Annotated in this window: 15 protein-coding genes, 1 other RNA gene and 1 pseudogene; 10 read left to right on the forward strand and 7 right to left on the reverse strand. The window is 47.2% G+C overall.

The annotated features are described in order from the left end of the window. Nucleotides 1-20: 20 nt before the first annotated feature. From gcvT to GXP22_09455, 5 genes are all read right to left on the reverse strand, one after another. Nucleotides 21-1,106, reverse strand: coding sequence for a glycine cleavage system aminomethyltransferase GcvT (gcvT, locus tag GXP22_09435; protein NOX09689.1), 1,086 nt, complete (start codon nucleotides 1,104-1,106; stop codon nucleotides 21-23). 35 nt (nucleotides 1,107-1,141) lie between these two features. Beyond that, nucleotides 1,142-2,377, reverse strand: coding sequence for a UbiH/UbiF/VisC/COQ6 family ubiquinone biosynthesis hydroxylase (locus tag GXP22_09440; GenBank protein NOX09690.1), 1,236 nt, complete (start codon nucleotides 2,375-2,377; stop codon nucleotides 1,142-1,144). Further along, nucleotides 2,374-3,606, reverse strand: coding sequence for a 2-octaprenyl-6-methoxyphenyl hydroxylase (gene ubiH, locus GXP22_09445; GenBank protein ID NOX09691.1), 1,233 nt, complete (start codon nucleotides 3,604-3,606; stop codon nucleotides 2,374-2,376). Before ubiH ends, GXP22_09440 begins: the two co-directional genes overlap by 4 nt. A gap of 167 nt (nucleotides 3,607-3,773) precedes the next feature. Further along, on the reverse strand, nucleotides 3,774-5,087 hold the full coding sequence (pepP, locus tag GXP22_09450) for a Xaa-Pro aminopeptidase (GenBank protein NOX09692.1): 1,314 nt from the start codon (nucleotides 5,085-5,087) through the stop codon (nucleotides 3,774-3,776). Between the two features lie 9 nt (nucleotides 5,088-5,096). Further along, nucleotides 5,097-5,669 carry a UPF0149 family protein gene (locus GXP22_09455; GenBank protein NOX09693.1) on the reverse strand — a complete coding sequence of 191 codons (573 nt, stop codon included), beginning with the start codon at nucleotides 5,667-5,669 and terminating at the stop codon, nucleotides 5,097-5,099. A 110-nt stretch (nucleotides 5,670-5,779) separates the two neighbouring features. Between GXP22_09455 and GXP22_09460 the strand changes: the two genes are divergently transcribed. From GXP22_09460 to GXP22_09480, 5 genes and pseudogenes are all read left to right on the forward strand, one after another. Further along, nucleotides 5,780-6,013 (forward strand): TIGR02449 family protein, encoded by a 234-nt coding sequence (locus tag GXP22_09460; protein ID NOX09694.1) that lies wholly within the window; start codon nucleotides 5,780-5,782, stop codon nucleotides 6,011-6,013. After that, on the forward strand, nucleotides 6,010-6,327 hold the full coding sequence (locus tag GXP22_09465; GenBank protein ID NOX09695.1) for a cell division protein ZapA: 318 nt from the start codon (nucleotides 6,010-6,012) through the stop codon (nucleotides 6,325-6,327). The genes GXP22_09460 and GXP22_09465 overlap by 4 nt, the downstream gene beginning before the upstream one ends. 69 nt (nucleotides 6,328-6,396) lie before the next feature. After that, nucleotides 6,397-6,706, forward strand: a pseudogene (locus GXP22_09470) (DUF4160 domain-containing protein). A gap of 113 nt (nucleotides 6,707-6,819) precedes the next feature. After that, nucleotides 6,820-7,065, forward strand: a complete 246-nt coding sequence (locus tag GXP22_09475) for a DUF2132 domain-containing protein (GenBank protein ID NOX09696.1) — start codon at nucleotides 6,820-6,822, stop codon at nucleotides 7,063-7,065. A 318-nt stretch (nucleotides 7,066-7,383) separates the two neighbouring features. Beyond that, the gene (locus GXP22_09480) at nucleotides 7,384-7,899 is read left to right on the forward strand and encodes a hypothetical protein (protein NOX09697.1); all 516 of its coding nucleotides are present in this window, start codon (nucleotides 7,384-7,386) and stop codon (nucleotides 7,897-7,899) included. 42 nt (nucleotides 7,900-7,941) lie between these two features. On the opposite strand, the gene GXP22_09485 is transcribed toward GXP22_09480, so the two are convergent. Then, entirely contained in the window at nucleotides 7,942-8,556 is a 615-nt protein-coding gene (locus GXP22_09485) for a VPLPA-CTERM sorting domain-containing protein (GenBank protein ID NOX09698.1), read from the reverse strand. Between the two features lie 389 nt (nucleotides 8,557-8,945). On the opposite strand from GXP22_09485, the gene GXP22_09490 reads away from it, so the two are divergent. The 4 genes from GXP22_09490 to GXP22_09505 all read left to right on the forward strand — a co-directional run bounded on the left by GXP22_09490 (nucleotide 8,946) and on the right by GXP22_09505 (nucleotide 11,993). Next, entirely contained in the window at nucleotides 8,946-10,487 is a 1,542-nt protein-coding gene (locus GXP22_09490; protein ID NOX09699.1) for a glutamate synthase, read from the forward strand. Between the two features lie 76 nt (nucleotides 10,488-10,563). Then, complete coding sequence (gene can / locus GXP22_09495; GenBank protein NOX09700.1) at nucleotides 10,564-11,151, forward strand: carbonate dehydratase; 588 nt, start codon at nucleotides 10,564-10,566, stop codon at nucleotides 11,149-11,151. Nucleotides 11,152-11,209: 58 nt separating this feature from the next. Continuing rightward, a non-coding RNA gene (ssrS, locus tag GXP22_09500) (6S RNA) lies at nucleotides 11,210-11,393 on the forward strand. 9 nt (nucleotides 11,394-11,402) lie between these two features. Further along, nucleotides 11,403-11,993: a 5-formyltetrahydrofolate cyclo-ligase gene (locus GXP22_09505; GenBank protein NOX09701.1), complete on the forward strand. Its 591-nt coding sequence runs from the start codon at nucleotides 11,403-11,405 to the stop codon at nucleotides 11,991-11,993. Nucleotides 11,994-12,021: 28 nt separating this feature from the next. On the opposite strand, the gene ilvA is transcribed toward GXP22_09505, so the two are convergent. Continuing rightward, complete coding sequence (gene ilvA / locus GXP22_09510; protein ID NOX09702.1) at nucleotides 12,022-13,539, reverse strand: threonine ammonia-lyase, biosynthetic; 1,518 nt, start codon at nucleotides 13,537-13,539, stop codon at nucleotides 12,022-12,024. A 117-nt stretch (nucleotides 13,540-13,656) separates the two neighbouring features. Between ilvA and rpiA the strand changes: the two genes are divergently transcribed. Next, nucleotides 13,657-14,313, forward strand: a complete 657-nt coding sequence (rpiA, locus tag GXP22_09515) for a ribose-5-phosphate isomerase RpiA (protein ID NOX09703.1) — start codon at nucleotides 13,657-13,659, stop codon at nucleotides 14,311-14,313. Nucleotides 14,314-14,426: the final 113 nt, after the last annotated feature.

A 14,426-nucleotide genomic window follows, 5' to 3' on the forward strand; every position in this document is an offset into this window, starting at 1 on the left:
CTTGGTGCGTGGTACGCACCCTACGCAATGCAGCTTTTTCCGTTACGCACGAAGGGTAATTTTACCACCCGCGCTGATAATAAACGACCGCGGATATCCACCTGACACTGTTCAGCAACTGGAGTGGGTAGTCGCGCAAAGGCTATCGACTGTTGCAAAGTAGGTGAAAAACCACCGCTAGTAATCTCACCCTCACCACTTGCGGTAATCACCTTCTGATGATTACGCAACACACCCCTATCCTGCAATAACAAACCCTGCAACTGATGCGACACACCAGACTTTTTCTGTTGCTCCAACGCACTACGACCGATAAAGTCCCGCGTCTCCGGTTGCCAAGCCACAGTCCATTCCAGACCCGCCTCCAATGGCGAGATAGTTTCATCCATATCGGCACCATAGAGACGCATACCGGCCTCTAGACGCAGGGTATCGCGCGCACCCAAACCACAGGGATGCACACCCACTGCCAACAGCGCCTGCCAAAAAGCCACCACTTCCGTTGCTGGCATCACCACTTCAAAACCATCCTCACCGGTATAGCCAGTACGGGCAATAAACCAGTCATCGACTAAAACGGCATGAAAGGGCTGTAACTCAGTTGCGGCTGTGCGTAAGCCTTCCGCTAATAACGGGATCACACGCGCCCTGGCATCAGGCCCCTGTATCGCTAACATAGCAAAATTATCACACTCTGTCAGTTGTGCGTCGAAACCCTCAATCTGTTGCCTCATCCAGGCAAGATCCTTTTCACGGGTCGAGGCATTCACCACCACACGAAAAAAATCATCCTGCAAATGATAGACAATCAGGTCATCAATCACCCCACCCTGCTCATTTAACATACAACTATAGAGCGCCTTACCCGAGGTCTTGAGACGCGCCACATCATTTGCCAACAGATATTGCAAAAAGGTACGGGCACCCCTACCCGTGATATCAACCACTGTCATATGCGAGACATCAAATAAGGCGGCATCATTACGCGTCCAGTGATGCTCCTCAATCTGTGAGCCATAATTAATCGGCATAGCCCAGCCGCCAAAATCAACCATTTTGGCTCTCGCATCAATATGCGCCTGATATAAAGGGGTTTTTTGAGTCATACTAAACATACTACCGATAAGGAAACTGCGCCCGATTATACGTCAGATCGTGCACTGATTGGAATAGCTAAGGCAGGCAGGTCATCCCCCGCATCCATCGCATACCCGGCAAACAGATTCTTCAATGGCCCCAGCGAATCGATCAGATTCAGCCCCGTATTACGCGCCCACTTTACTGCCGGCTGCTCACTACCAAACACCTCTTTAAAACCATCCATTGCCATCATCATGGTAAAGTTACTGCCGCGCCGCCAGCGTTGATAACGCCGTAGCACCCGTTCGCTACCGATATCACGACCCGCCTCACAGGCATCAATAACCACCTCAGCCAGAGCAGCGGCATCCAGCAGACCGAGATTAAGACCCTGACCCGCCAATGGATGAATAGCATGAGCCGCATCACCCACCAGGGTCATACGCGGGGCAATATAACTATCGGCATGCATCCTGCGCAGAGCAAATGATGCCCTCGACCCGGTGTGCTGGATAGTACCCAGACGATAATCAAAGGCAAGCGCCAGCTCCTCTCTAAAAACATCATCGGACATATCAATTAGTGCAGCCGCCTGCTCGGGTGAGGTTGACCATACAATAGAGCACTGACCATCACGCAGGGGTAAAAAGGCGAGTGGCCCCGCAGGTAAAAAACGCTGCCAGGCTGCCTCCTGATGAGATAACTCCGTCTGTACCACGGCAACGACTGCATGTTGCTGATAATCTTTTACCTCGACTTCAATACCAGCTAGTTGTCGCAGCAGGGAATCCCGACCATCCGCAGCCACCAGCAAGCGTCCACTAATTTGACTATTATTATCCAGCGATACCTGTATCTGATCAGTATCCTGCTCAATCGACTCAACTTGAGTGGCATCAAATAATTCAACCGACGCAAGTTGCTCAATATGTTGATACAGAGCACGCTGAATCACACCCTGTTCGATAATATAGCCCAGATTATCAGCAGCCAGTTCTGCACTATCAAAATGAATCGAGCCTGAACCCAACCCATCCCAGGCGAACATTTCACGATAAGGGCTGACACCCCCCGCAATAATAGCCGACCACACACCGAGGGATTCAAAGATGCGTTGTGAGACACGGGTAATGGCATAGACGCGTGGATCAATCCCCTCCGACCGCTGTTGCAAGGTCTCCCGTGAACGCGATTCAATCAACGCTACCTGCAAACCCGCCTCACCTAAAGCACAGGCGAGAGTCGCACCCACACAACCGCCACCGGCTATAATGACATCATAGTGAGGACTATTCATTTCTCACCCAAACCCAGACCACGGGCAAGGCGACTCATGCGACCCGACTGTCCCATCGTTAGCCGTGTCAACAAACGTTTGAGTGGTGGCAGCATATCCATACCCACCATGCCCACATTGCGCACCAATGCAACCGAGGCCAGCGGATTGGTAAACAGACGCAACAGACCATCAGTAAAGGCGATCACTTGTTTATGATCCTGCGCCCGCCAGGCCTCATAGTCTTGCAGATGCATTAAATCGCCCACATCACCACCCGAGCGAATAACATCGACCAACACCTCAGCCAATGCCGCAACATCACGCAGACCCAAATTAAAACCCTGCCCGGCTAATGGATGCAAGGTATGCACCGCATTGCCAATCAATGCCAGACGTGGCCGCACCGACTCCTGTGCATGGCGCATTGAGAGCGGGTAGGCATGGCGGGCACCGACCTGCTGAAACTCACCCAGGCGATAACCAAAGCGATCCTGTAGACGTTGTAAAAAAGGCTCATCTGATAATGCCATTACCTCATCCAGTTGATCATCCTTTACCGTCCAGACCAGGGCACAACGCTGATCCTCCATCGGCAATAAGGCCAATGGCCCGGTATCGGTAAAACGCTCATAGGCAATATTGTTATGCGCTAATTGCGGGGTCACATTGGTAATAATAGCCGTTTGCCCATACGCCCACTCAGTCACCTCGATATCTGCCTGCTGACGCACCAGCGAATCAGATCCATCAGCAGCCACCACTAAGCGTGTACTAAATACCCGAATATCATCATCACAGCGAACACGCACCTCAGCATAGTCATCATATATATCGAAAGAATCCAGTTCCGCCGGGGTAATAAAATCAATCCCCGCCTGTGCCTGTAGATACTGATTCAACGCCTGACCCAAAACTCTCGCCGGTGCCACATAACCCAGCGCATCAACACCTTCTTGCTGCCGATCCAGGTGTGTAAAACCAAAGCGACCACGATCCGAAACATGAATATGATGAATCGGCGTTACCCCGGCAGCCATATAGTGCCACACACCCATACTGGCAAGGATACGCTGAGTACCCTGTGCCAAAGCAATCACCCGATCATCATAACTAGGCTGAGCCTCCTGACCAAACGGCACCGCCTCAATGATACCCATGCGCAAACCCTGCCCGGACAAAGCACAAGCAAGGCTGGCACCAACCAGACCACCGCCAATAATCAATACATCATAATCAGTTGTTTTCATCACTACCGTCCATTACTACCCCGTTCACTCAAGAGACAGGGGTTACTCCGCTTGATCAGAGACCCTTGCCCGCATGGACGCGGGCATGGAGCCTACATGGATGTATTTACGGCGCGTCTCTGATCAAGAGGAGTAACCCCTGTCTCGATCTCACATAAAAACACCACTTAACCCCCACACCCCATCAAGGCCTCAATCTCATCCGCATCCGTAGGCACATCCTTACTCAACACCTCGCAACCCTCACGCGTCACCAACACATCATCCTCAATACGAATACCAATCCCCCACCATTTACGCGCCACACCCTTACTACCGGCAGGGATATACAGCCCCGGCTCCACTGTCAGCACCATACCCACCTCAAGTTCACGCCATTTCCCACCCAGCTTGTAATCACCCACATCATGCACATCCATCCCCAACCAATGACCGGTACGATGCATATAAAAACGCTTATAACTCTCTTTTTTAATCACGTTCTGTAATGAGCCCCTTAACAGACCCAGCGCAATCAAACCCTTGCTAATCACACGCACCGCCGCCTGATGCGGCGCATTCCAGTGATTACCCGGTTTAACCTTACCAATAGCTGCATGCTGTGCCGCCAGCACCAGATCATATAAGGCACGTTGTGGCTTACTAAATGAACCATTAACCGGAAAAGTACGTGTGATATCCGAGGCATAACATTGATACTCAGCACCCGCGTCAATCAACACCAGATCACCGTCATTGAGCTTATCCTTATTCTCGGTATAGTGCAGAATACAGGCATTATCACCGCCACCAACAATCGGTGAATAGGCATGCTCCATACCATGACGACGAAACTCATAAATAAATTCAGCCTCCAGCTCATACTCCATCATACCAGGCTGACAGACCTTCATCGCACGCCGGTGCGCAGTAGCAGCCACCTTTGCCGCCTTACGCATAATCCTGATCTCAGCCGCACTCTTGTACAGGCGCATATCATGTAACAGATGATCCATACTAACGAACTCAGCCGGTGCCCGGTGCCCGGTACGGGAATGAGCACGAATATCATTGATCCAACCCAGGATACGTTGATCAAAATCAGGCGATAACCCCATGGTATAAAAAGCCCGTTCACGACTTTCCAACAAACCCGGCAGGATGTCATCAATATCGGCAATTGGGAAGGCATCATCCGCTGCTAGTTGTTCACAGACCCCCTCAGGCCCCATGCGACGACCATGCCAGGTCTCCTTATCAAGATCACGATCACGACAAAACAGAATAAACTCACCATGTTTACGCCCCGGCAATAGAACCAGCACCGCATCCGGCTCATGAAAACCCGTTAGATAATAGAAGTCACTATCCGGACGAAACGGGTATTCCACATCACGATTACGAATATGCTCAAGCGCTGTGGGAAGGATAGCAATAGCATCCCCACCCATCATACGCATTAACTGCTTTCTTCTACGGGCAAATTCTTTTTTAGTGCTCATACAAAGGACTCACTGTATTCGTGTACTGGTCAAGGTTGATGAATCAACAGGGTTTAATTCCTCATGGATCAATAACACGCCCACACGCACATATTCCACCACCTCAAAGAAATTATTTTCCAACTCATCCTCAATGTCATCTTCAATACTGATACGCGCAATCTCGATCAAGTCAGTAATCATCTCGGATACCGTTTCAGGCAAATCCGTATCATCCTTAAGCCCACCCATGCCCACACCCAGCAAAAAACCCTGGCACCACTCAGACAAGGCATCCACCCTGAGATCCATCGATTCATCGTCATCAGGCAGCAACAACTGAAAATCAAGCTCCACATCATTAAATTGAGTCGTAATCTGCCGCAACAACGATTGTAATAGTTTAGCCGCCTCACTATGCGCCAGATTGTGCGCATCAAAGTCCTCAACAACATGCTTAACCAGAGGATCAGGGTCAACCGACCCCAATACTGCCAACATACCACAGGCAATACCATGCACCTCCTCCGCACTCAACTCGGATTGCGAACGCTGCAAGACCTCATCCAGGTGATCGATATCAATAAGGGATATTTGTGCCATAACTCTTTCAAACCCACTATTCAGAACATTTATTGGTTAATTATGCCATATTCTCATCATTTCACCTCGTAAACATTGACCCTGATAAAACTCCGCACTATATTGGCACAATGCCAAAAGATCCCGCCAAGGCCTCAGCCGACAAAGAACTCAAGAGTCTGGAATTCCGTCTCGATGAACTCATTGAAATCATGAATCATCTACAGGAAGAAAACCGGATATTACGCGACCACCAGGAAAACCTGGTCACCGAACGCGCCCAACTGATCGAAAAGAATGAACTGGCCCGCACGCGCGTAGAATCAATGATTAATCGCTTAAAGGCAATGGAGACTAGCCAATGAGCAAACAACCCGCTCATCCCGTCAATATCAAGATCCTGGATCGCGAATACAAAATCGCCTGCCCTGCCGATGAAGAGGACGGCCTGCTCGCCTCAGCAGAATACCTTAATAGCAAGATGAATGAGATTCGCGACAGCGGAAAAGTCGTCGGCATGGATCGCATCGCCATCATGGCCGCCCTCAACATCGCCAATGAGCTACTACAGTACAATACCCATCGCACCGATTACCACCAATCAATGGGCACACGCATCCGCTCCCTGCAGGAAAAAATCGAGCTCGCACTCAACCAGAGCAAGCAGCTAGAACTTTAGCAAACTGCACCCCCTTCCCTAAAAAACTTTTGCTTCGCAACGTTATGGAAAAAAACATGAGGAAGAAACATGCCTGAAATAGCAAGATTTTACGGAATTGTCATAAAACTATTTTTTGGAGATCATCCACCACCACATTTTCATGCGGTTTATGGTGAGTATGTCGGCCTGTTTGATATTAATACCCTTGAAATGATAGAAGGAGATTTACCAAAAAGCCAAGAAACTGGTTATTGAGTGGGCTACTGTCGTGAACGTGGTCTGTATGCTGAACAGATTAGTGAGTGGCGAGCAGCCTGTGAACAAGCGAATGACTAGAACCTGGTTATTTACTTCAGGTCTTTTAGGTTTAATTGGAATAGCTAGATCTAAAGTTTAAAGCTGCCCCACAAAGATAATACAATCGCATCAATATTGACCGTAAATACGCTGTTTCGTTGTGCAGGCGTTATGTGCTGTAAACACTGAGGGTAATAGTGGAGTATTTAGAGTATGAGTAATGAGCAACCAAATGATCCATTGCATGGCGTTACACTTGAGAAGGTTGTAACGAGGCTGGAGGAGCACTTCGGCTGGGATGGATTGGCTCAAAGAATCAATATCAATTGTTTTAAGAGCGATCCATCAATCAAGTCATCGCTGAAGTTTTTACGTAAGACCCAATGGGCCAGAGATAAGGTTGAGAATTTGTATATCTCAACATTTAAAAAACAATCTCCGTGGGGTAATTCTAAATAGACTAACATGCGGCGCCAGCTCCTATCCTCCAACGCTTTCATCCGCTTTATCATCGAGGTATCCATATCATCAAATTTGTCTCGGCATCAACTTTATAAGTCGTGAGAAGACAGTGTTACAATGACTTACCGTGATTTCATTGTTAAAAAAAAAGATAAAACCATACTGGATTATGGGAGTTTCGAGTCATTTACACAATGCCCTGCCGGGTTAAGTCAAGCAACGTCAAACCAACTATTCGCTACAGGATAGTCGCAGCCTACCGATGCAACAACAGATTACGCGGGTACACAAACACCAAAAACTGGAGAGGCTTATGTGGGTGTACGTTTATATGATGGCAATGATGCTTCATTAGAGTGGCGTGAATATATTGAGGCACCTTTAACAACTGCATTAGTTGCAGGTGAAATATACCAAGCATCTATGTGGGTTTCCCTTGCGGACACTTCCTATTTTGCCACTGACTCAATAGGCATGTATTTTTCTAATGGTCAAATTGGTCCATTAAACGTCACTAATGCACTTCCTTATTCACCACAAGTAACTAACCCTACTAACAATTATCTGGTAGATAAAGATAACTGGGTACTTATTTCTGGCACATTCACTGCACTGGGCGGTGAGAATTCCGTCGTAATTGGGAACTTCCTGGATACTGCAAACACATCTTCTATAATACAAGGCACGGGGTCGCTTGGCTTTGCATATGTTTTTATAGATGACATAGAGCTTGTACTAACGAGTACCGTTCCCGTTCCAGCGGCAGTGTGGTTATTTGGCAGCGGTTTATTTTCCTTGTTACTTTTTGTAAAAGTGAAACGCAACAATTAGTTTCTCATGCGCTAGGAAACAGGGCGATTTAACACATGTCCTTTACTTACGTCTTGCCACACCCATCAATCCAATTAAACCGGAACCAAATAACCACACCGCAGCAGGAATGGGAACAATAGATGTCGCTCGATACAATGCAGATCCATATACAGAATTAGAACCGCCCGGAGCAATCGTTGTCTCGGTTAGTGAAATAAAATCACTTGTAGTACTAATACTCTGATTGGGATCATCAGAAAGGATAGATACAAATATATTGCCATTAACCGTATAGACACCTCCGGTTATAATGCGAGATTCCAGAAATGTTTGTGTCTGCCCCCATGTATTTAATAAGGATGAAACCACACCATTATTTATGGTGGTCCATCCGGTAAATGGACTGGTTCCTCCCGCATGCTGAATCAATGTCTCAATCCGCATTACTCCTGCATAACTCCAGCCATCAAATAGCCCACCGGATCCAAGCTGTGAAGAAACATAATTGTAAGACAAGCCTGTTGTTGCGGTAAGATCCAGCCAGTCCAGGCCTGATACAGTATCTGAAGTATAAGTACCCTTATCAATCAACGATGCACTTACATTAATGGATAACGCAAGGGTAATCATCATCATCATTATTTTGAAAAACTTCATGGAATGCATTATTGCCATTTCAGATCCTCCTCAATATTCTTATTCAATGTATACTAATACTAGTTTAAATAAATTAATTGGCAACTGCTGATTGTAATCCCCCTATTAATAATCAAAATCAATGGTGCTGTCACTCATTCCTTGTAGCTTCAAGGTGCGAAGGTATTTTTGATACAGGTCGTCAAATCGTTTTTGTTCCACAGATTTCATGCTAGACTCCTATGTAATAATTAAACCCGAATGGGTAACAGGAGCTTAATCGGAACGTGGGACCTTGAGGTCGATAAGCTTCCAGCAGCAGTTCAACCCTTTGTAGACCTTGGAACACGTCCTTTGTCATTGGAGTCAGCCGATCTCAATGGAAATGAGTTTCAAGATAATGTCGAAACCAAATAAAAGAGGGTAATATGAGCAACCCAATAATTGCAGATAACAAACCTGTTAAGGTTAATCTTTCTAAAGGTCAGGAATATCATTTCTGCACATGTGGTAGGTCTAAAAGCCAGCCATTCTGTGATGGTTCACATGTAGGCACATCTTTTACCCCCAGAGTGATTGTTTCTGATGAAGATGGGGATGCCTATTTGTGCACATGCAAACATACGGGTAATGAACCTTATTGCGATGGCACTCATAAGCAATTCAACGCCGATGAAGTGGGTAAAGAAGGGCCGGGGGTAATCTCAAAACCTTCTGATCTGCCAAAAGCCATATCAACAGCCGAAGAACCTACGGTAGAATTTATACACCAGCTTGCCCAGGAAGGGCTATCCAAACTAGGCCATCATGGCCCAATGACCTCTATGGGTGTTCCACGACATCTGTTACCCCATTGGGATGATTTGCAAATAATGGCCGCACAAATGGCCACAAAACCATTATTAGAAGACGTCACTGTAGGCACAGAGTTGGTGATTGGAGCAGAAGCTAAAAAACCATTGATTTTAAAAATTCCTTTATTTGTTTCTGATATGAGCTTTGGTGCGCTGTCTGAAGAAGCCAAAATAGCTTTAGCCAAAGGTGCCGATCTCGCAGGGACTGGCATCTGTTCGGGTGAAGGAGGAATGTTACCTGAAGAACAAGAAGCCAATACCCGCTATTTTTATGAATATGCCAGCGCAGGATTCGGCTATAAAGAAGAACTACTGGCTAAAGTACAGGCCTTCCATTTTAAAGGCGGGCAAGGTGCAAAAACAGGCACCGGAGGTCACCTTCCAGGTAACAAAAACATAGGCAAGATATCTCAGGTAAGAGGCATAACTGAGGGTGAGCCGGCTATATCACCACCTACATTTAAAAACCTTTCTTCAGCAAAAGAATTTAAACAGTTTGCAGACCGCGTTAGAGAAATTACTGGCGGCATTCCTGTTGGCTTTAAGCTCAGCGCAAACCATATCGAAAAGGATATTCAGTTTGCACTAGATGCCAGTGCCGATTACATAATACTAGATGGTCGCGGTGGCGGCACAGGTGCAGCACCGGAGATGTTTCGAAACCATATCAGTGTGCCGACCATACCGGCTCTTGCACGGGCTCGGCGCTATCTGGACAAGCAAGGTGCCAGTGGTCGTGTGACGTTGATCATTACCGGTGGCTTACGTGTCCCCATGGATTTTGTTAAGGCTATGGCGCTTGGTGCAGATGGCATTGCCATTTCAAATAGTGCTATGCAGGCAATTGGTTGTGTTGCAGCCAGAATGTGTAATACAAATAACTGCCCGGTAGGTATTGCCACACAAAAAGAGGACTTACGCCAAAAGTTAAATATTGAAAAATCTTCGACTCAGTTACATAATTACTTTGTCGCTTCTGTGGAACTGATGCAAGTAATGGCACGAGCGTGTGGCCATAATGATTTAAGAAAATTTAATAGCAATGATTTAGCAACATGGCATCGTGAGATGGCTTTACTATCAGGTGTAGCATACTCAGGATTAATGAATTTATGAGGAAAAGCATGAAACAAACACCATTATTTATATTTGCAGCATTATTGGTAGCCATTAGACAAGAGAGTCTTATCACTTGAAAACACTTAAACACCTATTCCAAAATAACCGTTCATGGGCAACTGCAATAAAAGAAAAAGACCCTGATTTTTTTACTCGGTTATCAAAACAACAATCCCCTGAGTATCTATGGATAGGTTGTTCAGATAGCAGAGTGCCCGCCAACCAAATCACTAAATTACAACCAGGCGAAGTATTTGTGCATCGCAATATTGCAAATATTGTAGTCCATACCGATCTGAATTGTCTTTCTGTTATACAGTTCGCCGTTGAGGTTTTAAAAGTAAAACATATTATAATCTGTGGCCATTATGGCTGTGGCGGTATCAAGGCAGCACTAGAAAACCATGAACACGGGCTTATCGATAACTGGTTGCGTCATGTAAAAGATGTTATTCGCTTTCACAAATCAAAATTCTCCGGACTTTCTCATAAAGAAGAATTGGATTTACTCTGTGAACTCAATGTAAAAGAACAAGTCATAAATATACGGAATACAACTATTGTACAAAACGCCTGGAAGCAAGGAAGAGACTTATCTATCCATGGTTGGATATACAGCATAGAAAACGGAATTTTAAAAGATTTGGATAGCGGTGTTTAGCGAAAGATAGAAAATTAGTTTATAATGTGGTTATAGACCATTAAAAGTTTGAAATAGGTGCCCTCTGCAGTGTTTGTTAGTGGTATACATTCTTGAGCCGATAATAATCGACTTCGGGGATACCCGTACTGATGTTGGTGTGCAAGCCTGCTATAGGCAGGAAGCCTTAAACATCGTCAGTGTCCCCACCTGAACCCTTTGGTTTCAAGGTCGAACACCACGACGGCACAGGCGGAGAGCACCTTCCTAATATGTCATCCATAAATACGATTCGTCAGAGCATACGCCAACAACGCGCTAAGCTGAATCGGCGACAACGACAACGGGCTGCCCGCCAACTGGCGAGGCATGTCATCACCCACCCATTGTTTCTTCGCAGCCAACATATCGCTGCCTACCTGCCGATTAATGGCGAGATGGATCTACAATGGATACTGCAACGAGCATGGGCTATGGGAAAAACCATCTATCTTCCGTTGCTAACAAACATTCAGGATAAACAGCTCTGGTTTGCACCCTACTACCCTGGTGATCGGCTGGAGATGAATCAATATGGCATTATGGAGCCTCGGCATCGGATCAAACAACATATCCACCTACAACGCCTGGATCTAGTGTTAACGCCACTGGTGGCTTGTGACCTACAGGGTACTCGTGTCGGTATGGGCGGTGGCTACTATGATCGCAGCTTTTCCTTTCTTGCCCGCAATAATCACTGGCAACACCCTAAGTTACTCGGCATGGCCTATAGCTTCCAGGTGGTAAAAAAGCTCAAACGGCGGGAATGGGATATACCGTTACATGGGATCGCTACCGAACAGGAGATACGTTACCCTTTGTGATAAAGAGCCATGGTGCGTAGTACGCACCCTACCCAAGGAATAGGTGGTAGGCTGGATTATCTTTCTCTGACCAATAGCTATAACCGAGCCCTGACAAAAATTCGCGCAATGGCTTCTCATCACCACCGGGCACCTGTATGCCGACCAACACACGACCATAGGCTGAACCCTGATTACGATAATGAAACAGGCTGATATTCCAGCGCTTGCCAATCCGTGTTAAAAACCGGAGTAATGCCCCTGGACGTTCCGGAAATTCAAAACGGTACAATACCTCGTCTTGTAATGACTCGGGTGACTTGCCACCCACCATGTAACGCACATGCATCTTGGCCATTTCATTATCGGTCATATCCACTACGGAATAACCCTGATCTTGCAGTGATGTCATAATCTCACTACGTTCCTCATCCCCATTCTGTAATTGCACACCGGCAAAGACATAAGCCTCACTCACCCCGGAATAGCGATAATTAAACTCGGTAATCCCCCGTTGGCCGATGGTCTGACAGAATTTACGAAAACTACCGGGGCGTTCCGGTATCGTCACCGCAAGCAATGCCTCGCGACGCTCGCCCAATTCCGCACGTTCAGCGACATGACGCAAGCGATCAAAATTAACATTAGCACCACTATTAATGGCAACCAGTGCGGCATCCTCCAACGCGTTATCCTGTACATAGCGCTTCAAGCCGGCGAGTGCCAGCGCACCGGCTGGTTCAACAATCGCACGACTATCATCAAATATATCTTTAATAGCCGCACAGATCTCATCGGTGCTCACCAGGATCATCTCATCCACACACTCACGCGCCAGCTTATAAGTTTCCTTCCCTGCCTGACGTACCGCCACACCATCGGCAAAGATCCCCACCTGTTTGAGCTTGATCCGGCGCTTGCGCTTCAGTGCCTCATACATACAAGGCGCATCTTCAGGTTCGACACCAATCACCTTGACCCCGGGACGCACCTTCTTGATATAGGCACCCACACCGGCAATTAAACCGCCCCCACCCACGGGGACAAATACGGCATCCAGATGACCTTCATGCTGGCGCAGGATCTCCATACCGATAGTTCCCTGACCGGCGATCACGGCAGGATCATCATAGGGGTGGATAAAGGTCATCTTACGCTCATCAGCAATCTGCAGCGCATGGGTACAAGCCTCATCATAGGTATCCCCATGCAGGATCGTACGGGCACCATAGGCGCGCACTGAACTCACCTTGATATCCGGTGTTGTGCGTGGCATCACGATCAACGCCTTAACCTTACGTTTACGAGCCGCCAGAGCAACGCCTTGCGCATGATTACCCGCGGAGGCAGCAATAATGCCGTTTTTACAATCCTGTTCTGAAAGTTGGGCAATCTTGTTATAAGCCCCGCGCAATTTGAATGAGTGCACGGGTTGTAGATCTTCCCGCTTCAACCAGACCTTATTATTCAAGCGTGCAGACAACATGCCCGCGTATTCCAACGGGGTTTCCTTTGCCACATCATAAACCCGTGCATTGAGGATCATTTTCAAATATTTATCTAACATAGCGTTACATTACCAATAAGATTGATAAATGCAATCAATTCATGACTTCGGTATAATAAATACATCAGTTAACGGGGTCAGAGCACTTGAAATGGTCATCCCAACAGGAGAAACAAAATGGATCAAGATGCACTTAAAAAAATGGTGGCAGAGGCTGCCCTTGAATATGTAGAAGCAGGCACTATCATCGGTGTTGGTACTGGTTCTACTGCCAATTGCTTTATTGATGCCTTAGCGGGTATAAAAAACAAGATCGACGGCACCGTTGCAAGCTCCGTCGCCAGTGCAGAGCGACTACAGGCACATGGCATCCGGGTATTGGATCTGAATGAAGCAGGCGAGCTATCCGTCTATGTCGATGGCGCGGATGAGTCTAATAAATATCTGCATCTGATAAAGGGTGGCGGTGGTGCCTTAACGCGTGAAAAGATTGTTGCCGGCGCATCCAGAAAATTTATCTGTATTGCCGATGAATCCAAGTTAGTTGATGTTATGGGCACCTTCCCACTCCCTGTTGAGGTTATCCCGATGGCGCGTAGTTATATTGCCAGAGAACTGGCAAAACGCGGTGGTCGGCCGGTATTACGTGAGGGTTTTACGACGGATAATGGCAATATTATTCTGGACGTGCATGATCTGGAGATCATGGAGCCGGTTAAGCTAGAGACCGAACTCAACCAGTTAGCCGGTATTGTCACCGTTGGCCTGTTTGCTGCACGCCCTGCCGATGTGTTACTGCTGGGCACCCCGGATGGTGTGCGCAAGATCGATTAATGCTCGAAGCCAGTGGTGCTGAAGGGGACAGACCCAAAAACCGGGTCTGTCCCCAGGCTGTGCCTACCTGCATCACTCCGAACCGGGGACAGACCCGGTTTTTGGGTCTGTCC

The organism is Gammaproteobacteria bacterium, assembly GCA_013151035.1.
Taxonomy (GTDB): domain Bacteria; phylum Pseudomonadota; class Gammaproteobacteria; order JAADJB01; family JAADJB01; genus JAADJB01.

Coding starts and splice junctions, on each gene's coding strand:
- GXP22_09505 (NOX09701.1), top strand. CDS start 11,403: ATGTCATCCATAAATACGATTCGTCAGAGCATACGCCAACAACGCGCT.
- ilvA (NOX09702.1), bottom strand. CDS start 13,539: ATGTTAGATAAATATTTGAAAATGATCCTCAATGCACGGGTTTATGAT.
- GXP22_09475 (NOX09696.1), top strand. CDS start 6,820: ATGAGTAATGAGCAACCAAATGATCCATTGCATGGCGTTACACTTGAG.
- gcvT (NOX09689.1), bottom strand. CDS start 1,106: ATGACTCAAAAAACCCCTTTATATCAGGCGCATATTGATGCGAGAGCC.
- GXP22_09455 (NOX09693.1), bottom strand. CDS start 5,669: ATGGCACAAATATCCCTTATTGATATCGATCACCTGGATGAGGTCTTG.
- GXP22_09465 (NOX09695.1), top strand. CDS start 6,010: ATGAGCAAACAACCCGCTCATCCCGTCAATATCAAGATCCTGGATCGC.
- pepP (NOX09692.1), bottom strand. CDS start 5,087: ATGAGCACTAAAAAAGAATTTGCCCGTAGAAGAAAGCAGTTAATGCGT.
- GXP22_09460 (NOX09694.1), top strand. CDS start 5,780: ATGCCAAAAGATCCCGCCAAGGCCTCAGCCGACAAAGAACTCAAGAGT.
- rpiA (NOX09703.1), top strand. CDS start 13,657: ATGGATCAAGATGCACTTAAAAAAATGGTGGCAGAGGCTGCCCTTGAA.
- GXP22_09490 (NOX09699.1), top strand. CDS start 8,946: ATGAGCAACCCAATAATTGCAGATAACAAACCTGTTAAGGTTAATCTT.
- GXP22_09440 (NOX09690.1), bottom strand. CDS start 2,377: ATGAATAGTCCTCACTATGATGTCATTATAGCCGGTGGCGGTTGTGTG.
- GXP22_09485 (NOX09698.1), bottom strand. CDS start 8,556: ATGGCAATAATGCATTCCATGAAGTTTTTCAAAATAATGATGATGATG.
- ubiH (NOX09691.1), bottom strand. CDS start 3,606: ATGAAAACAACTGATTATGATGTATTGATTATTGGCGGTGGTCTGGTT.